Here is a 20,255-nt window from a genome sequence, read left to right as displayed (position 1 = left end):
CTTCACTTCTTATTTTTCCATATATAATCAAGTTTAATCACTAGCCCCAGCCGTCGCTTTTAGCGATTTAGTTCTATTTTCAAATTGTTCATTAGCTATATTTTTCTTAGTTTTGTTCAGAAATAAAATTTAATTAAAAAAACCACCTTTGCCTTTTTCCTTTAGTTTATGGAGGGATAAATATAATGTTTTGACGACTTGGAGTGAAACGACGGAGAGTGAAATTAATATGTAGATTATAACTTATTACAAGTATAATATGAATTTTGTAAAAGGCATTTATGCCTTTTTTCCTTCAGTTGAAAGAGTATAAATATAATATTTGTGCGACTTGGAGCAAAGCGACGGGAAATATTAAAATTATCACATAGAGTTTAAAGGATATTGAGATTACAACAAAAATTTGTAAAAGTCACCAAGGTGACTTTTTTCCTTTAGTTATAAGTAGATAAATATAATAATGCGGTGACTTGGAGTGAAACGACGGAACAAGCATTATTATATTTATCTACATTTCTCTAAAAAGTACAATAAAATAGATAGAATTTCCTAGGTATAAGAAGGTGTTAATCTAATATATAATTAGGATAAAATAAAAAATGAAAAGCTATAATAATTTAATAAATAATGCAATAAGGATGTGAACAGTTATGAAATTTAGTAATGGTTGTTGGCTAAATAAAGATGGAATAACAAGATTTAGTCCTCAAGAGGTCTATAGTAGTGCTAAAAATGAAAAGGTTTTAACTATGTATACTCCATGTAATAGAATCAATCACCGAGGAGATACTTTAGGGGGACCAGTTATAACATATAAGATTTCATCACCTTTAGAAAATGTACTTAGAATTAGAGCATATCATTATATGGGTACACAAGATGTAGGACCATATTTTGATGTTAAAGAAGACGATTTAAATATATTTGCAGAAGAAACTGATGAATTAATAAAAGTTAAATCTGGAGATTTAAGTGTAAAAATAAATAAAGATAATTTTTCTATGGAATTTTACAATGGAGATAAATACTTAACTAAAAGTTCTAACAGAAGCTCAGCATATTTAAAGGGTGAAGGTGGAAAATTCTTAGATGAAGAAGGATTTGAAACATATATGAGAGATCAGCTAAGCCTATCTGTTGGTGAAGCTGTATACGGTTTAGGTGAAAGATTTACTCCATTTGTTAAGAATGGACAATCTATTGACATATGGAATGAAGATGGTGGAACTAGTACAGAACAAAGTTATAAAAATATTCCTTTTTATATAACTAATAAAGGATATGGAGTATTTGTAAACCATCCAGAAAGAGTATCCTTTGAAGTTGGATCAGAACTAGTTACAAAGGTTCAATTTAGTGTTCCTGGTGAATATTTAGATTACTATATAATCACAGGAAATGATATGAAGGAAGTTTTAGAAAATTATACTACATTAACTGGAAAACCAGCATTACCACCAGCTTGGTCATTTGGTTTATGGCTTACTACTTCATTTACAACTAATTATGATGAAAAAACAGTTAATGAATTTGTAGATGGAATGGCAGATAGGGATATTCCACTTCATGTATTCCACTTTGATTGTTTCTGGATGAAGGACTTTAATTGGTGTAACTTTGAATGGGATAATAGAGTTTTCCCAGATCCAAAGGGAATGCTTGAAAGATTAAAGAGTAAGGGATTAAAAATATGTGTATGGATAAACCCATATATTGCACAGGAATCAACTCTTTTTGAAGAAGGAAAAGAAAAGGGATATTTTATTAAGAAAAATAATGGAGATGTATGGCAATGGGATATGTGGCAACCTGGTATGGCCATTGTAGACTTTACTAATCCAGATGCTTGCAAGTGGTATGGAGATAAGCTTAGAGACTTAATGGAAATGGGAGTAGATTGCTTTAAAACTGACTTTGGTGAAAGAATCCCAACAAACTGTAAGTACTTTGATGGATCAGATCCAGTGAAGATGCATAATTACTACACTCAAATTTATAACAAAGTAGTATTTGATGTAATAAAAGAAGTTAAGGGAGAAAAAGAAGCAGTATTATTTGCAAGATCAGCAACTGCAGGAGGACAACAATTCCCAGTACATTGGGGTGGTGACTGTACTTCAGATTATGAATCAATGGCAGAAAGCTTAAGAGGAGGATTATCCTTATGTATGTCAGGTTTTGGTTTCTGGAGTCATGATATTGGAGGATTTGAAAGTACATCGACACCAGATGTATATAAGAGATGGGCAGCCTTTGGATTATTATCATCCCATAGTAGATTACACGGTAGTACATCTTATAGAGTACCATGGCTTTATGATGAAGAATCCTGTGATGTAGTTAGATTCTTTACAAAATTAAAATGTAGCATTATGCCATATTTATATAAAACATCTTATGATGCATCAACAAAGGGTATTCCTGTAATGAGATCTATGATATTAGAAAATCAATATGATCCAACTTGCAGATACTTAGATAGACAATATATGCTTGGAGATAATATATTAGTAGCACCAATATTTAATGAAGAAGGAATAGCAGAATATTATTTACCAGAAGGAACTTGGACAAACTTTATAACTGGAAAAGTTTATGAAGGTGGAAAATGGGTTAGAGAAAACCATGGATATTTAAGTATTCCTATGATGGTTAAAGAAAATAGCATAATTCCTGTTGGAGCAGTAGATAATGTTCCAAACTATGATTATGGAAAAGATGTAACTTTAAGGGTATTTAATTTAGTAGATAACAAAGAATCTTCTGTAGAAGTTTTAAATGAAAATGCAGAGGTTGTATTAAAGGCTGAGGCATTGAAAGTTAATAATACTATTACTTTTGATGTAGAGTCTAAAGATAACTACAACATATTACTAAATGGAATATTTGAAATTGAAAAAGTAGATGGAGCTGAAGCTAAATTAGAAGATTCAGGTATAAGATTAACACCTAATACTAATAAAATAATAGTTACTATCTAAGACACCAATTAATAATGTAGCCTCAGTTTAAAATTAAATTTAACTGAGGCTATAAGACTAATATAAGGGGGAAGAGTTTGATGAAGAAGGAAAATAACTTTGATAATAAAATAGAAGAAATAATAAAATGCCTAACATTAGAAGAAAAGATTGGAATGATACATGGAGCAGGGCTTTTTAGAACTGAAGGAGTAAAAAGACTTGGAATAAAGCCTTTAAAAATGTCTGATGGTCCAATGGGAGTAAGAAATGAGTTCCCAGATAATAGTTGGGTACCATATGGGTACAGTGATGATTATGTATCTTATCTTCCATGTAATACTGCCTTAGCATCAACTTGGAATAGAGAACTTGCCTATAAAGAAGGATACGTTCTAGGAAATGAAGCAAGAGGTAGGGGAAAGGACATAATACTAGCACCAGGAATAAATATAATTAGAAGTCCTTTAGGAGGAAGAAACTTTGAATATATGTCTGAAGATCCATACTTAACAAAGGAAATGGCAGTTCCATATATAAAGGGTGTACAAGAAAATGATGTGGCAGTTTGTGTTAAGCATTTTGCAGTAAATAATCAAGAAACTGAAAGATTAAATGTAGATGTTGTAGTTAGTGATAGAGCATTAAGAGAAATATATTTTCTAGCCTTTGAGGCAGCGGTAAAAGAAGGTAATGCCTATTCTATAATGACTGCTTACAATAAAATATGGGACCAATACTGTGCTCATAATCCAAAACTTCTTCAAGAGATTTTAAGAGATGAGTGGGGATTTGATGGAGTAGTAATATCAGATTGGTCTGGAATTCATGATACTAAGGAAGCAGCAGAAGCTGGAATGGATATAGAAATGTCAGTAACTTATAATTTCGATGAATACTTCTTTGCAAATCCAATGATACATGCAGTAGAAAAAGGAATAGTAAAGGAAGAAGTTATAGATGATAAGATAAGAAATATCCTAAGATTAATGTATAGAATAAATATGTTCTCGGAAAATAGAAAAAAAGGAGCTTATAATAGCTATGAAAATAGAGAAAAAACATTAGAAATAGCTAGAGAATCAATAATTCTATTAAAGAATGAAGAGAATGTACTTCCATTAAAGGAAAAAGAAATAAAGACAATAGCAGTTATAGGAGAAAATGCAGATATAAGACATTCGGCTGGTGGTGGATCAGCAGAAATTAAGGCTTTATATGAAATAACTCCACTTCTTGGATTAAAGATGAAACTTGGTGGAAATACAGAAGTTAAATATGCAAAAGGTTATACTCATAATGAAGAGGAAAGAGAAGAAGTTTTAAAAGAAGCAATAGATATAGCAAAAAAATCTGATGCAGTAATATTTGTTGGAGGATTAAAACATACTAAGGAAGATTTTGAATTATATCAAAACGCTTTAGAATCTACAAAGAAAGAAGAACAATTAATAAATATAGATAGTGAAGGTAATGATAAAACAGATATGTCCCTTCCTTATAAACAAGATGAAGTTATAAAAGAATTATTAAAGGTTAATGAAAATACTGTTGTAGTTATATCAACAGGATCACCAGTAGATATGTCAAGCTTTGCAGATAATGCAAAGGCAATTATACAAACTTCTTATAATGGAATGGAAGGAGGAACAGCCCTTGCTGAAGTCATATTTGGAGATGTTAATCCATCAGGAAAATTACCAGTAACTATTCCAGTTAAATTAGAAGATTCACCAGCTCACTGTCTTGGAGAGTTCCCAGGAAAAGAGAAGGTTAGATATGATGAAGATATATTTGTAGGTTATAGATATTTCTCAACTTATGATGTTGAACCATTATTTGCATTTGGACATGGTTTATCTTATACAACTTTTAAATATAATGATTTAAAAGTAGAAGTAAATGAATTAGAAGATGATGTTAATATTAAAGTATCTTTAAAATTAACTAATACAGGTGAAGTATCAGGATCAGAAGTAGTTCAAGTTTATATAAATGATGAAAAATCTAGCGTAAAGAGACCTAATATAGAATTAAAAGGTTTTGAAAAAATACATTTGGAACCTAAAGAAACTAAGATAGTTAATATAAATTTAAATAAAAATGATTTTGCTTTCTATAATGAAGATAAAAATGCATGGACTTTAGAAAGTGGAAAATTCAATATTTTAGTTGGTTCATCTTCAGATAATATATTATTAAAAGAAAGTATTAATTTAGAAAAGGATTATAAATTCTAAATATATCTATGAGTAAGAAGCTTTGGTATAAAAAGCCAGCTGAAAAGTGGGTAGATGGACTCCCTCTTGGTAATGGAAACTTGGGAGCTATGATTTTAGGAAAGGTATTTAATGAAAGAATAGCCTTAAATGAAGATACTTTATGGACTGGTATTCCAGAAGATAAAACTAATTATAATAGTGAAAATTATTTAGAAGAAGTTAGAGAACTAATAAATAATGAAAAATATTACGAAGCTCAAGAAATAATAAATAAGGAAATGTTATCAGGATATACAGAGTCCTATGCTCCACTTGGAAATTTATATTTAGATTTTTATTATGAAGATGAAAAATACTCAAATTATACTAGAGAACTAGATTTAGATAAAGCTTTAGTAACAGTAAAATATAATATAGGAAATGTGGAATTTAAAAGAGAGACCTTTGTATCTGCAAAAGATAAGGTATTAGTAATAAAAATAACTTCTACTAAAGAGGAGAGCCTTAATTTTGATGTAAGGCTAGATAGTTTATTAAGAAGTAAGATTTCTAAAGATGGAGGAGTAGGACTTTCTTTAAATGGAATAGCGCCAATTAAAATTCTACCAAGTTATGTTAATGATGAAACTATAATTTATGATAAAAATAATGAGTTAGGAACAAAATTCTGTACAAGGTTAAGAGCTATAAATAAAGATGGAAAAGTTAATATAGATGGAAATAGACTAGAAGTTAGAAATTCAAGTGAAGTAGTTTTAATATTATCAGCAAGTACTAACTTTGAAAAGTTTAATATAAAGCAAGGTTCTTTAGGAAAAAATGAAAAGGCTCTAAGTGAAAGTATTATAAATAAAGCAAGTAAATTAGCTTATGATGAACTATTTAATAATCATTTAGATGAATATAGAGAATTATTTTCTAGAGTAGAATTTAACTTAGGAAAAGAAGTTAGTAGAGAAAATAGAAGAGATGATGGACAAGTTATAAATACATTGAAATGTAGTAGCGATAGGCAAGCAGTAAATATAGAAGAACTTCCAACTAATGAAAGGCTTGAAAAATTTAAAAATGGAGAAGAAGATTTAGGTTTAATAACTCTTTATTTTCATTATGGAAGATATCTTTTAATTAGTTCTTCAAGAAAGGGAAGTCAACCAGCAAACCTTCAGGGAATATGGAATGAAGAAGTAAGACCACCTTGGAGTAGTAATTATACTATAAATATAAATACAGAAATGAATTATTGGCTAGCAGAGGTTTGTAATCTTTCAGAGTGTCATGATCCATTATTAAATATGATTAAAGATCTTAGTATATCAGGAGTTAGAACAGCTAAAGAAGAATTTAACTCTAAAGGGTGGACAGCAAATCATAATGTTGATATTTGGAGATATTCAAATACTGTTTTAGGAAGCTGTGAATGGGGATATTGGCCTATGGGAGGTCCATGGCTATGTCAACATATATTTGAGCATTATGACTTTACTAGAAATAAGGAATTTTTAATGGAGTACTACCCTGTTTTAAAAGGATCAGCTAATTTCCTATTAAGTTGGTTAAAAAAAGATAGTGATGGAGTGCTAAATACATGCCCATCAACATCTCCTGAAAATAACTTTTTAGATAATGAGGGAAGACCATGTGCAGCTAGCAAATCATCAACTATGGATATAGCAATAACTAGAGATTTATTTACTAATGTAATCAAAGCAAGTGAAGAGCTAGATATTGATTTAGAGTTTAGAGATCAATTACAAAAAGCTTTATATAGGCTACCTAAATATAAGGTAAATAAATTTGATGGAATTCAAGAATGGTTTAAAGACTTTGATGAAAAAGAACCCGGCCATAGGCATATTTCTCATTTATTTGGATTATATCCAGGAAAAGAAATTACAGAATATAAAAATACGCATTTACTTGAAGCATGTAAAAATACTCTCTCAAGAAGATTATCACAAGGGGGAGGACATACAGGCTGGAGCTGTGCTTGGATAATTAATTTTTATGCAAGACTAAAGGATTCAGAACTATCTTATAAATATTTAAAAACCTTATTAAATAAATTAACTTATCCTAATCTATTTTGTGTTCATCCACCATTTCAAATTGATGGAAACTTTGGAGGAACAGCAGGAATTGCAGAAATGCTAATTCAAAGCCACACAGAATATATAGAAATACTACCATCAATTCATAAAGAGTGGAGAGTCGGAGAAGTTAAAGGACTAAAAGCAAGAGGTGGATTTATATTAGATATAAAATGGAAAGATAATAAACTGATATCCCTAAAAGTAAAATCAACAGTTTATGGGATTTGCAACCTTAAATATAGAAGAAACCTAGAAAACTATAGTGAAGTGAAGAAAGAAAGTTATTCACTAGCAATAGGAGAAGAAAAAATAATTATATAGAATTAATACGTGAGGACACTTAGATTTACTAGGTGTCTTTTAGTTTTAGATAATATTTATATATGATAAAATAGTTATAGATTATAAGATAAATAGATTAATATTTAGATGTGAAAATAGATTATTGTATAAAATAGGAGAATAGAATGTATTTATATAAAGCAAATGGAGATACTTTGAACGAAATAAAGGAAATATCTTTTAAAAATGAGGCTGAACTTCATATTCATACTATGTGAAAGTTAATAACACAACATAATTTAAAGTGAAAGGAGTATTTTCTTGAATAAATATTATATAACGGAAATAAATATAAGTAAGTTAAGACACTTAGAAAATATAGATATAAAGTTATCAGAAAAAGAACCAAAGCATTTATTGTTAACAGGGAAAAATGGATCTGGAAAAACAACAACATTAAATGCTATTAAAGATTGGCTTAGATCTATTCAGAATGGGACAATTGAATCTTGTAAGATTTGGAATCAAGATATAGAAAAACTTTCAAATCAATTAGATGTAGAAAGTAGTGAAGAAAAAAGGATTGAGATTAAAGGTGAAATAGAAGATAGACATAAATTGATTAGTGGTTATGCAAATGAAAATTTAGATTTATATTTTTCATGTGAGGGAACGAGGTTAGTACCACTTTACAAAAATGGAAAGTTTATTTTAGCTTATTATGGTGCAAATAGAAAAACAGAAGTTCAAGTACCAGTAGGAGTAGAAAAAGTAAATTTAAAGGATGTATATTCTTTAGAAGAATCTCCAAGTAATATTTTCATAAAGTATCTTGTGGATTTAAAGACTCAGCAATCATTTGCTAGAAATGAAAATGATATGATTGTTGTAGAAAATATAGATTCCTGGTTCAATAAATTAGAAAATGCATTTAGAACTATACTAGATGATGAAAGTATAAATTTAAAATTTAACTATAGAAATTATAATTTCAGTATTATACAAGATGGAAGAGAGCCTTATAGTTTAAATGAATTATCAGATGGATATTCATCTATAATTAATATAATTTCTGATTTAATATTAAGAATGGATAAAAATAGAGCAAGTGAAGAGAAAAATTACTCTTTTGACATAGAAGGAATAGTATTAATTGATGAATTAGAAACTCATCTTCATATTGAACTTCAAAAAAAGATATTACCGTTTTTAGTTGAGTTTTTCCCTAATATACAGTTTATAGTAACTACTCATTCGCCTTTTGTATTGAACTCTATAGAAGATGCTGTAGTTTATGATTTAGAGAAAAGTATCAGAATGGAAAATCTATCTAATTTTTCTTATGAAGGAATTGTAGAAGGTTATTTTGAAGTTGATAATTATTCTAAAGAATTAAAAGATAAAATTTCTGAGTATAGGATATTAGCATTAAAAAATTCCTTAAGTGAAGATGAAAGAGCAAGAAGAGCAGAATTACGAATGGAAATTAAAAATGCATCTAATGATTTAGCAATGGAATTAAAAGCAGAATTTAATGAAATTGAGAAATTTAGGAGAAAAGATAAGTGATTAAAGTAGATAGAAATAAGAGTTATGATGAAGTAGATACTGCAAAGGATGTTTTAAAAAGAGAAAAAGAAAAGCTAAGGAGAAGCTATAATCAACCAGAAGTTTTAGAGGCATTAAAATTAATTTTTAATAGAAAATGTTATATATGTGAAAATAAAAAAATTACATCCTATAATATAGAGCATTTAAGACCTCATAAAGATCAAAATATGGATTTAAAATTTGATTGGGATAATTTATTTTTAGTCTGTGGACATTGCAATAATATAAAATCATATAGATATGAAAATATATTAGATTGTACAGAAGTTGATGTTGATGAACTTATTGCCTTTAGAAAAGAAGGTAATTTTGCTTGGGATGAGCATATAGAAATAAAATCAATAGTAAATTCTACGGAGGTTGATGAAACTGTTGATTTACTAAAAAAGGTTTATAATGGAACAACAGCAATGAAAAAGATGGAAGCTGTAAATATTAAAAAAGAACTTAGAAATGAAATAGTAAAATTTATGAATGTAATAAATGAATATTGGGATGCTGAAGGGGAGGATAAGGAAGATGCGAAATATTTAATACTAAGAGAATTAAAACCTTCATCTGCTTTTGCAGCATTTAAGAGATGGATTATAAGAGATAATAGAGAAATTTTAAGTGAATTCTTAGAAGAGGATAGTATTAAGATTAAACTATAAAAGAAACAAAAAATATGTTTCTTTTATGGTTTAATTTGTTAGATATCTAATAGTGTCTTCAACATTAAATTCACCATTTTCATTAAAAAATTGTTTTAATAAGTGAACATGAGCTGCTCCAATAATTAGTAGAATTCTTTCATCATCTGATTCAAATAAATCAGCTATATTTTTATAGATAATCATATTGCGATAATACCAATACTTAGATACCCATTGAGCACCAATAGGGTTTGTACCATCACTAATTAAAGCAAGTTTCATATAAGTTTTATGGTTTTTCATTGTATATTCATCTTGATTAATTTTAATAATAAATTCTTTAATAGTATGGTTATTTAAATAATCTTGAGTTTCTAATGCGTCTTGAGCTAATTCTTTACTTAGGTCATCCCAAAGGGAACATTTATTTTCACTTACCCATTGTAAGACATTTGGAACATGAGATTCGACTTTATTCCAATTAACACAATATAATTTATTTAAACCAAGCTCTTTTGCTAGTTTAAATCCAATTTGATGCTTCTCATTAGTTGTTAGTGAAAAGGTACCCTTTAAAAAATTTGTATAGTCAGTATTAATTTTTTCATTAATTTCTGTATCTAATTCTAATGCAATTTTTGTTGGATTAAATTCTTTTAAACACATAATTAGTTCTTTAATTTCAGATTGTCTTTTTTCTGACTCAATATTTCCACTATTAAATTTGTACATGTCTCCATTATTAGGATTGTCTAAATGATGAACTCCTAATATCATTATAGATTTTTTCATAAATAACTAACCTCTTTTATATAATTTTATAATAAAAAACAAGTATTAAATTTTTTTATAATAACTACTTTATCATTTGAATCTTTAAATTTATAAGTTCTTCTAATAAATCTTTACTTATAAAAGGTACTAATTCATCAAGTGATATATAATTGTTTTCAATGCATTTTTTTGCTATCTTATCAGCTATTTCTGTGCTAATAAAAGGAAGTGTAGTTAATAAAACATCTATAGAATAATTTAACTCTATTGCTTTATCAACAAGATTATCTGCACATTCTGTACTAATAAATGGTAGTAGTTCATCTAGTAATATTTGCTCTTTTTCAATGCATTTTTTGGCTATTTTATCAGCAATAGTTTTACTAACAAATGGTATATATTCTAATAAGTCATTCATATTATCAAAGTACGAAATTTTATTTGATATTTCACTAATCTGTGTTGGTTTTAATATTGGAGTAATGGATTTAAATTCATCTACCGCTATTATATCATTTGATAAATCAGTGTTTATAATATTATTTACTAGTCTTGCAGTTGAATTATTTCCTAATATATTATCAATAGATGTATCAAAAATTTGTGCAATTTCAGGCAACTTTGAAATATCAGGCATGGTTTCACCACGTTCCCAGTTAGATACTGCTTGATAACTAATATTAAGCATATCAGCAAGTTCCATTTGAGTTAAATTTTTTTCTTTTCTCAGTAAAGAGATTTTTCTACCTACATTTTTCATGTTAAACATTTTAATTTTCTCCTCTACATTTATTATTACAGTTAAATATTAACATTATAATAAATGTGTATCTATCAAGTAATTATTGAATACTAGTAATAATCAACTCAATTACTGCTTTAGAACTTAATTAGTATAAAATTTTCTTGTAATATCATTATATATTTTTGTAAAATTGATTTCTTTTATAATTTTACCATAAAACTAAAGAGATATAAAAAATTTACAAATAGATTTCTTAATTTTAAAAGGAGCCATCTTATGATAGCTCCATGAAAGGAATTTATATGAAAAAAATTATTAGCTTATTAATTATCAATTGACTTAAGTATTGCTACATCTTTAGGTTTTAATTTTAAATTTTCTTTTATAGATTCATTATTTAAGATATTTATATAATTTTTATTATCTAATTCTAATGTTATTTCATCATTATTATGATTTAGTACAAAGGTTAAAGAGTAATTATCTTTATATCTTTGTGTAATTTCTATGCCTTCTTTATTTTCTATCCCTAATAATAAATCATTTTCTTTTGCCAATCTTAAGGCAAAGTCATTTAAAAAGCTTTGTTCAGGATTAGATCCTATATAGTAAGCTAACCCATCCCCATATTTATTATAGGTGAATACTGGCTTATCCTTATAGAAGTCAAATCCATAAACAGCAAGGGCTTCAGCACCTTCAAGATTTATAATATCGCAAACCATATTACAGGTATAATTATCTTTCATAGGATTTAGTTTATATACCAAATTAATTGAGTTATTCATATCTGGTGGAAGAGCATCTATTTCTTCAACCCAAAGTCCTAGCATATCTCTAAGTTCTGCTGGGTATCCACCAAGACTTACTAAATCATTTTCATTTACATAGCCACTAAAATAAGTAGTAATAAAGGTTCCACCATTAGAAACGAATTTTTTAATATTATCAGCAGCTCCTTCTTTTAACATATATAAAACTGGAGCTAGTACAACTGAATACTTAGATAAATCTCCAGTAGGTTCCACAAAATCCACTGAAATATTTAGATTGTGGAAGGCTTTATAGTATCTTTCTATTTGTTCTACATATTTAAGTGAAATAGAAGGGCCACTTGAGAATTCTACTGCCCACCAGTTATCCCAATCAAATATTATTGCAACCTTTGAATTATATTTTGAATCAATTATTGTATCACCTAAAGCTTTAAGTTCTTCACCAAGCTCTGAACATTCTCTAAAAGTTCTAGTGTTTTCATGTCCAGCATGAGATATTACTGCTCCATGATATTTTTCACAGGCACCAATTGATTGTCTCATTTGGAAGAACATAACTGTATCAGCACCATGAGCAACTGCCTGATAACTCCAAAGTCTCATAACTCCTGGTCTTTTTACACTATTATAAGGCTGCCAATTTTGCTGGTTTGGAGTTTGCTCCATAAGCATAAAAGGCTTTCCATTTTTTAAACTTCGCATTAGGTCATGGCGAAGAGAAGTATCACTTGGATTAGCATTTAATCCGGGGTAGTTGTCCCATGAAACCACATCCATATGTTTAGCCCATTTAAAATAATCTAAAGGCTTAAAGGTTCCCATTAAGTTAGTAGTTATCTTAATATCTGGAGTAATAGCCTTAATAGCCTTATATTCTCCTAAGTAACATTCAAGAATAGAGTCAGACATAAATCTGTTATAATCTATAGCAATTCCTTGAAAATTTGTACACTGTTTATCATAGCCATACCACATTTCGCTTAATCCTGATGGAGAAACAATCTCATCAAAGCTATATAGAGTATGTCCCCAGAAATTCATATTCCAAGCCTTATTAACTGCTTCAATAGTTTTATATTTGTTTTTAACCCATTCTTTAAATTTATTTTCACAATGCTCACAATAACAGTAGTTATCGTATTCATTTCCTATATGCCAACCTATTATATTGGGATAATCCTTATATCTTTTAGCAAATTTCGTGGCAAGGTTTACAGAAAACTCACGATATTTTTTGCTATTTGGACAAAACTTAACTCTACCACCAAACTTTCTCTTACGACCTTCAAAATCTACTGGTAATATTTCAGGATACTTTTTTGACATCCAGTTTGGTTGAACTGCTGTAGAAGTAGCCATACAAACATAAATATTATTTTCCTTTAAAGTTTCAAGAATATTATCAAGCCATTCAAAGTTATAAGTGTCTTCGTTAGGTTGTAAAAGAGCCCAACTAAATACAGGTAGGGTTACAGTATTTATATTAGCAAGTTTAAAAAACTTCATATCCTCAAGTATAGTTTCTTTTGACCATTGATCTGGATTATAATCACCACCATATAATATAAAGGGTGTTTTTTTACTAATCATAATATCCCTCCTTAATATATAGTTAAATTTTAATATGAATAATTAACTTTCAATACACAGTTAATTATATTAAATATATATTGAAAATTAGTGATTGTTTAAAAATGCGAGCATTTTTATAATGGATAATTGATAAGGCATAATGCATAATTAAGGAAAAAATCCTAAAAGATTTTTGAATAAAAGGTGCTTCGCACAAAATGAATTTAAGTTTTGCTGTGCAAAACATCATTAATTATCCATTATCCATTATGCATTATCAATTTTTAATTTTGCTTAGCAAAATTACACAGGAGTTATATAATACTAACATTTACATAATTTTGATAATGGATTAAAATTAGTATGAAAAATACTTTTGGAGAGTTAGCTATGGGTAAAATAATTAATAAAACAGTAAATAATTTAAAAATAAGAAGTAAGCTCTTAATAGTTTATTTTCTTATAGTTTCCGTAACAGTTTTAACAATTGGGATTTATTTTACTACCAGGATGAGTGACGTGGTTGTTGAAAATTCTAAAAAAGATGCAAGGGCAAATTCAAATCAAATAAAGCAAAGATTAACAGAAACCTTAAGACTTGCAACGGCAACATCAGATATGATATATCAAGATACGAAACTACATGAAATAGTTAAAACTCAATATTCAAGTTATGGAGAAAATGTAAAGGTTTATAATGAATATCCTATATTAAGTAATTATCTAAAATATTATAGTGATTTATCTAATATTAGACTTTATGTTGAAAACAATACTATTTTAGATAATTCAAATATAGTAAAGGTAAATGATGAGGTTAGAAATAGTACTTGGTATAAGAAAGCAAGGGCAGATAGAGGGGTAATAACCTGGGTTTATAAATACGATGAGATTTCAAAGGATTATAGTTTATCTCTTATTAGAGATATAACAAGTGAAGTTGATGGTCATATAGGAGTACTAGTAATAAGCCTTCAAACATCTAAGCTTCGAAAAATAATTTCAGAGCAGCCCTATCCAATAACTATATTAATAGATGGAACAGTAGTAGCATCTGGAGAGTTTGAAGAAGGTAGTAACGTTAATTATATTTATAATTCAGATGAAGTAGATTATTATAACAGTGTTAAAGAAGAAATTAGCTTAAAGGATAGATATGTTATTTCTGATAAATTTAAAATAGACAAGTCCTTTAATAATATTTTTGAAGTATTGGTAAGTGTACCAGTTTATCAAATCACTGAGACTTCTAGAGTGGTTATGCACCAAAGTATCGCTTTAATAAGTTTTGTAGTAACAATATCCTTAATAATTATAGTTTATTTTTCAAGACAATTTTCAAATAGAGTTAGTTTATTAAATAAAGAAATGGCAAAAGTAGTAGTTGGAAACTTTGAAATTAAAGAAGAGATAGCTGGAAGAGATGAAATAGCCGAGCTTTATAAAAATTTATATACAATGGTAGGTAGTATAAAGAATTTAATAAATGAAGTTTATATAAAAGAACTTGAGCAAAAAAAGCTTATAGTTAAACAAAAGGATGCAGAATTTAAGATGCTTGCAAGTCAGATAAATCCACACTTTCTATATAATACCTTAGAAACAATTAGAATGAGAGCCTTTTGTAATGGAGATAGGGAACTTGCAGATATAGTTAAGAAATTAGGAAAAATAATGAGAAGAAATTTAGAGGTTACTAATGAAATAGTTACATTAAAATCTGAGTTAGATATGATTAGAAATTATCTTGAAATTCAAGGCTTAAGATTTAAAGGAAAGGTTGAATACGATTTTAGATTAGAAGTAGATCCAGAAGATTATTTAATATTGCCATTACTATTACAACCAATAGTTGAAAATGCATTTGTTCATGGGTTAGAAAGTAGCACTAAAATGGGAAAAATAGAAGTTTCTATCTATGATGAAGTAGGATATCTAATAGTAGAAATTTCTGATAATGGGGTAGGTATAACACAAGAGAAATTAGATTATATAAATGGAAAATTAAGAGCTTATAATGATGTTAATAAAAAGAGTATAGGTATTAGTAATGTAAATGAGAGAATAAAGATGTTCTATGGGGAAGAGTATGGCTTATATATTTTAAGCACCTTAGAGGTAGGAACTAAAGTAATAATTTTACTACCAAGTAAGAAGGGAGAGAAAGCTGATGTTAAAGGTATTGATAATTGATGATGAACCTTATGTAAGAGAAGGATTAAAACATATTATAGACTGGAGTGAAAATGGATTTGAAATTTGTGGTGAAGCACAAGATGGAGATGAAGGATATAATAAGATTTTAGAATTAAATCCAGATATAGTACTTTTAGATATACAAATGCCTGGAAAATTAGGTTTAGATATATTAAAGGATATAAGAGAAAAAGGAATTAAAGGAAAGTTTATCATTATAAGTGGTTATTCAAACTTTAAATATGCACAACAGGCAATAAAGTATGGAGTTAAGGATTACTTATTAAAACCAATAGATGAAGATGAGCTTTTAGATATAGCCTTAAAATTAAAAGATGAAATAGAAGAAGAGAATAAAAGTAAAGACAATATAGAAAAAAATAAAGTGGCTTTAAGACAATATGTATTAGGGCAACTTATACTCAATAATAATATTAATGAATATGAAGAAATAAAAGAAGCTTTAAATAATTCAACCTTTCAAGTAGCTCTTATAAGTAATTCTTTAAACCAAAATAATTTTGAAAATATATTAAAGATAGAAAATTTAATATTAGAAAATATTGAGGAAAAAGAAAATATAGATATTATAAAGCTTGGTGATAGATTAGCTTTAGTTATTAGAAATATGAATGTTAACTATACATATAAAATACTAACTAAGTTAAAGGAAAGATTAGATAAAGCTTTAGGTGGTAACAACTTTATTGCATTAGGAGAAGAGGTAGATTATATAAACGATCTATATTTATCTTATAGAAATGCAAAAAAATTAACTAATAATAAATTTTTATTTAATAGATTAGAAGTAGCATCCAGCTTAAAAATTAATACTAAAAATATTGATTTAGATTTAAGTGAAAAAGAAATATTAGAAAATGCTTATACTTATGTTGAAATTGGACAAGATGACAAACTAACTGAATCCATAAATATGTTAGAAAATTTAATTAGAGCTAAATCATACAAGGAAAATGAATCGAAGATTTTAATTACTAAGAGTCTTTTAGATTTTGAGGATAAGGTTAAAAAAGATTATAATCTTTCAGCAAAAGATATAAATATTGGAGAGGATATAATAGATAAAATTTATAAAGAAGATAATTTACAAGATATAATTCAAGTATTGTTAGAGGGATTATCTAATATATCAAAAGAAATTAGTATAAATTCTAATAATTCTTCAATTAAGAGAATAGTTAAATATATTGAAACTAATTATTATAAGGATTTAAAGCTTGAAACATTAGCAGAAATATTTAATTATAATAGCGCCTATTTAGGAAAGATATTTAAAAGTTATACTGGGGAATCTTTTAATACTTATTTAGACAAGCGTAGAATAGAAGAGGGAAAGAAACTTTTAGTAGAAAAGAATTTAAAGGTATATGAGGTTTGTAAGCTTATTGGATATAAAAATATAGATTATTTCCATAGTAAATTTAAAAAATATGTAGGAGTTAGTCCATTAAACTATAAAAAGCAAAAAGAAGCAGAACAGTAGGAGATGATTTACATGAGTAATAACAATTTAAAGAGCAACAGAGTTTATTATGAGACAAAAAGATTATTATATATTTTAATGATAAATGCATATTTTTTAATATCTATTTCTCCTTTTATAATTTATTTTTTACTTTCAGGAACAGGTTTATCTATTTATATACTATCATTTTTAGGAATTATAATAGGACCAGCACTTTCAACATTATTTTCTGTATTAGGCAGACTTATTAGAGGTGAAGAAACAGAAGCACATAAAGATTTTTTGTATTTTTATAAGTTAAACTTTCTTCAAGGAATATTTGCTAGTGCTATAATAAGCATAATTTTATTAATGAGTTATTTAGACATAGAACATTTCTTTAAAATAGGAGTAAATATAATATCATATATTTTTATAGGAATTGCAGTATTTACTTTATCTATAAGTTTATATGTATTTCCCATTATAGCTAGAATAAATGCAAAAACTTTAGATGTTTTTAAAATAGCCATAGAAAAGACAATTAAAAAGTTCTATTTAACAATAACAATAATTTCGATAATAGTAATATTTTTATTTATAGTAAAATTTCTAAAAATAGCTTTAATTGGAGTTCTATTTGGACCAATGGCCCTAGCATATTTAATATTAATACTAGAAAAAAATACGCTAATAGATGTAGAAAACTACTTAAAAGAAAAGTACAATAGTGCTACGCACAATGAAGAATGAAAAATTAAAAATTAAGAATTATTGTAAAAACTCCTTCGGGAGTTTTTTTCCTTCAGTTTTTAATTGTACATATGTAAGTTCGTGATGATTTGGAGGTATGACGGAATAAGTAAATTTACATATATACAAGGTAGAATACTCTAATTTTTATATGAAAACATATACATTTTTATAGGTATGAAGAGTATATGGGAAATATTATTATATAAGTAACAGTAGAAGCAAAGGTTGAAAAAAATGGAGGGATAGATAATGCAGCTTGTTAGAAATGTTGATGTAAAAACAAAAAAAGAAAAAAAGAAAAAAGAAAGAAAAATTACTTGGAAAAATATTAAAAAACAATGGGTATTAATAGCGATGTCCTTTCCTTTTGTGCTTTGGGTAATTATTTTTAAATATTTACCGTTATTTGGCTGGACCATGGCCTTTCAAAATTACAAACCTCAACTTTCATTTTTTGAACAAGAATGGGTGGGATTCAAGCACTTTATAGATTTATTCCAAGAACCATTATTTTATGAGTCCTTGAAAAATACTTTAGGAATGAGTATATTAGGTTTAGTATTTGGAACAGGATCAGCAATATTATTTGCACTTTTTTTAAATGAGTTAAGATATACAAAATTTAAAAAGTTAGTACAAACTGTTTCATACTTACCTCACTTTATTTCTTGGGTAGTAGCAGCAACTATTGTAACAAATATGTTGGCTAATGCAGGAATAGTTAATGAATTACTAATGAAATTTAATATTATTTCACAGCCTATAAATTTCTTATCTAGTACAAGCATGTTCTGGGGAATAGTAACAGCTTCGGATGTATGGAAAGAAATGGGCTGGAATGCAATTATTTATTTAGCAGCTATGACAGCAATAGATCCTGAGCTTTATGATGCAGCTAAGGTTGATGGAGCAGGAAGATTTAGAAGGATGTTTAGTATCACATTGCCATTAATTAAAAGTACAGTATTAGTTTTATTAATTATGAGTATAGGAAACATATTAAATATTGGCTTTGAAAAGCAAATGTTACTTGGAAATCCAACAGTTGCAACTAAGTCATTAGTTATTGATAAATACGCTTTAGACTATGGTATTGGAATGTTTAGATATTCCTTTGGTACAGCAATCGGTATATTTAAGTCTGTAGTAGGAATTATATTAATATTCTTAGCCAATAATGCATCTAAGAAGTTTAATGATGGAGAAGGCAGCTTAATGAAATAATAGCAAGGCCATAGGAGGGATGAGAAATGAAGCTTAAAAAGAAAAAGGGGAAAATAGAAGTTTTTGATATAGTATTAGTTGTATTTATGATTTTTGTCTTAGTAATTACTTTATATCCATTTTTGAATGTACTAGCTATATCTCTAAATGATGCTTCAGATACAGTTAAAGGTGGAATACACATTTGGCCAAGAGAATTTACATTACAAAACTACAAAGAAATATTTTCAGGTAGCAGTAAATTACCAAGAGCCTTTGTTAACTCAGTATTAAGAACTGTAATAGGAACAGTAACCGGTGTATTAGCAACTACAATGGTAGCTTACACTTTAAGCAGAAGAGATTTCATATTCAATAAATTCGTTACTTTACTATTTATAATTACAATGTATGTAGGTGGAGGATTAATTCCAGAATACTTAGTAGTTAGAAAGTTAGGTTTAATAAATAACTTTGCAGTATATATTTTACCAGGACTTATTTCAGCATTTAATGTTATAGTTGTAAGAGCATTTATGGATGGGTTGCCAGAAGCTTTGTATGAATCAGCAGAAATAGATGGAGCTAATGATTGGGTTGTATTTAGGAAAATAGTATTCCCATTATGTTTGCCAGTAATAGCGACAGTAGCTTTATTTATAGCAGTTGGACAATGGAATAGTTGGTTTGACACATATATTTATGCAAGAACTAATGATAGCTTAACTACATTACAATACGAGCTTATGAAGATTATGGATAATGCAGCAACAACAGTAGACATTCACAATCCAACATTACAAAATGCAGCAAGATCTAATCCACAATCTATAAAAATGGCTATAACAATAGTTGCAACATTACCAATATTAATGGTTTATCCATTTGTACAAAAATACTTTGTTTCAGGAATGACATTAGGAGCAGTTAAGAGTTAGATACTAGGTATTTAAATAAATTATAAT

The 20,255-nt window shown here is 27.8% G+C and carries 13 protein-coding genes; 10 read left to right on the top strand and 3 right to left on the bottom strand.

Annotation, left to right across the window (positions count from 1 at the left end; all coding sequences use genetic code 11):
- The first annotated feature begins 650 nt into the window (after positions 1-650).
- From yicI to ACQPUY_RS15400, 5 genes are all read left to right on the top strand, one after another.
- The gene (gene yicI / locus ACQPUY_RS15420; protein ID WP_430842543.1) at positions 651-2,981 is read left to right on the top strand and encodes an alpha-xylosidase; all 2,331 of its coding nucleotides are present in this window, start codon (positions 651-653) and stop codon (positions 2,979-2,981) included.
- Between the two features lie 80 nt (positions 2,982-3,061).
- Complete coding sequence (locus ACQPUY_RS15415) at positions 3,062-5,200, top strand: beta-glucosidase family protein (protein WP_430842541.1); 2,139 nt, start codon at positions 3,062-3,064, stop codon at positions 5,198-5,200.
- Positions 5,201-5,208: 8 nt separating this feature from the next.
- Positions 5,209-7,596: a glycoside hydrolase family 95 protein gene (locus ACQPUY_RS15410; protein ID WP_430842539.1), complete on the top strand. Its 2,388-nt coding sequence runs from the start codon at positions 5,209-5,211 to the stop codon at positions 7,594-7,596.
- A 282-nt stretch (positions 7,597-7,878) separates the two neighbouring features.
- Complete coding sequence (locus ACQPUY_RS15405) at positions 7,879-9,126, top strand: AAA family ATPase (protein ID WP_430842537.1); 1,248 nt, start codon at positions 7,879-7,881, stop codon at positions 9,124-9,126.
- A complete protein-coding gene (locus ACQPUY_RS15400; RefSeq protein ID WP_430842535.1) occupies positions 9,123-9,821 on the top strand; it encodes an HNH endonuclease in 699 nt (232 codons plus the stop codon). Before ACQPUY_RS15405 ends, ACQPUY_RS15400 begins: the two co-directional genes overlap by 4 nt.
- Before the next feature lie 30 nt (positions 9,822-9,851).
- Here the strand turns inward: ACQPUY_RS15400 and ACQPUY_RS15395 are convergent, their stop codons facing one another.
- From ACQPUY_RS15395 to ACQPUY_RS15385, 3 genes are all read right to left on the bottom strand, one after another.
- Complete coding sequence (locus tag ACQPUY_RS15395; RefSeq protein WP_430842533.1) at positions 9,852-10,595, bottom strand: DUF5694 domain-containing protein; 744 nt, start codon at positions 10,593-10,595, stop codon at positions 9,852-9,854.
- Between the two features lie 64 nt (positions 10,596-10,659).
- Positions 10,660-11,346, bottom strand: coding sequence for a helix-turn-helix domain-containing protein (locus ACQPUY_RS15390; protein ID WP_430842531.1), 687 nt, complete (start codon positions 11,344-11,346; stop codon positions 10,660-10,662).
- A 299-nt stretch (positions 11,347-11,645) separates the two neighbouring features.
- The gene (locus ACQPUY_RS15385) at positions 11,646-13,688 is read right to left on the bottom strand and encodes a beta-galactosidase (protein ID WP_430842529.1); all 2,043 of its coding nucleotides are present in this window, start codon (positions 13,686-13,688) and stop codon (positions 11,646-11,648) included.
- Positions 13,689-14,060: 372 nt separating this feature from the next.
- Between ACQPUY_RS15385 and ACQPUY_RS15380 the strand changes: the two genes are divergently transcribed.
- From ACQPUY_RS15380 to ACQPUY_RS15360, 5 genes are all read left to right on the top strand, one after another.
- On the top strand, positions 14,061-15,863 hold the full coding sequence (locus tag ACQPUY_RS15380) for a cache domain-containing sensor histidine kinase (RefSeq protein ID WP_430842527.1): 1,803 nt from the start codon (positions 14,061-14,063) through the stop codon (positions 15,861-15,863).
- Positions 15,841-17,370: a response regulator transcription factor gene (locus ACQPUY_RS15375; protein ID WP_430842525.1), complete on the top strand. Its 1,530-nt coding sequence runs from the start codon at positions 15,841-15,843 to the stop codon at positions 17,368-17,370. The genes ACQPUY_RS15380 and ACQPUY_RS15375 overlap by 23 nt, the downstream gene beginning before the upstream one ends.
- Positions 17,371-17,382: 12 nt before the next feature.
- Entirely contained in the window at positions 17,383-18,084 is a 702-nt protein-coding gene (locus ACQPUY_RS15370; protein ID WP_430842523.1) for a DUF624 domain-containing protein, read from the top strand.
- A 252-nt stretch (positions 18,085-18,336) separates the two neighbouring features.
- Complete coding sequence (locus ACQPUY_RS15365) at positions 18,337-19,311, top strand: ABC transporter permease (RefSeq protein ID WP_430842521.1); 975 nt, start codon at positions 18,337-18,339, stop codon at positions 19,309-19,311.
- An 86-nt stretch (positions 19,312-19,397) separates the two neighbouring features.
- Entirely contained in the window at positions 19,398-20,228 is an 831-nt protein-coding gene (locus ACQPUY_RS15360) for a carbohydrate ABC transporter permease (RefSeq protein WP_430842547.1), read from the top strand.
- The last annotated feature ends 27 nt before the right edge of the window (positions 20,229-20,255 follow it).

Source organism: Clostridium nigeriense, from assembly GCF_050585245.1.
GTDB classification, from domain to species: Bacteria; Bacillota; Clostridia; order Clostridiales; family Clostridiaceae; genus Clostridium; species Clostridium nigeriense_A.
This window is presented reverse-complemented; position numbering and strand designations above follow the sequence as displayed.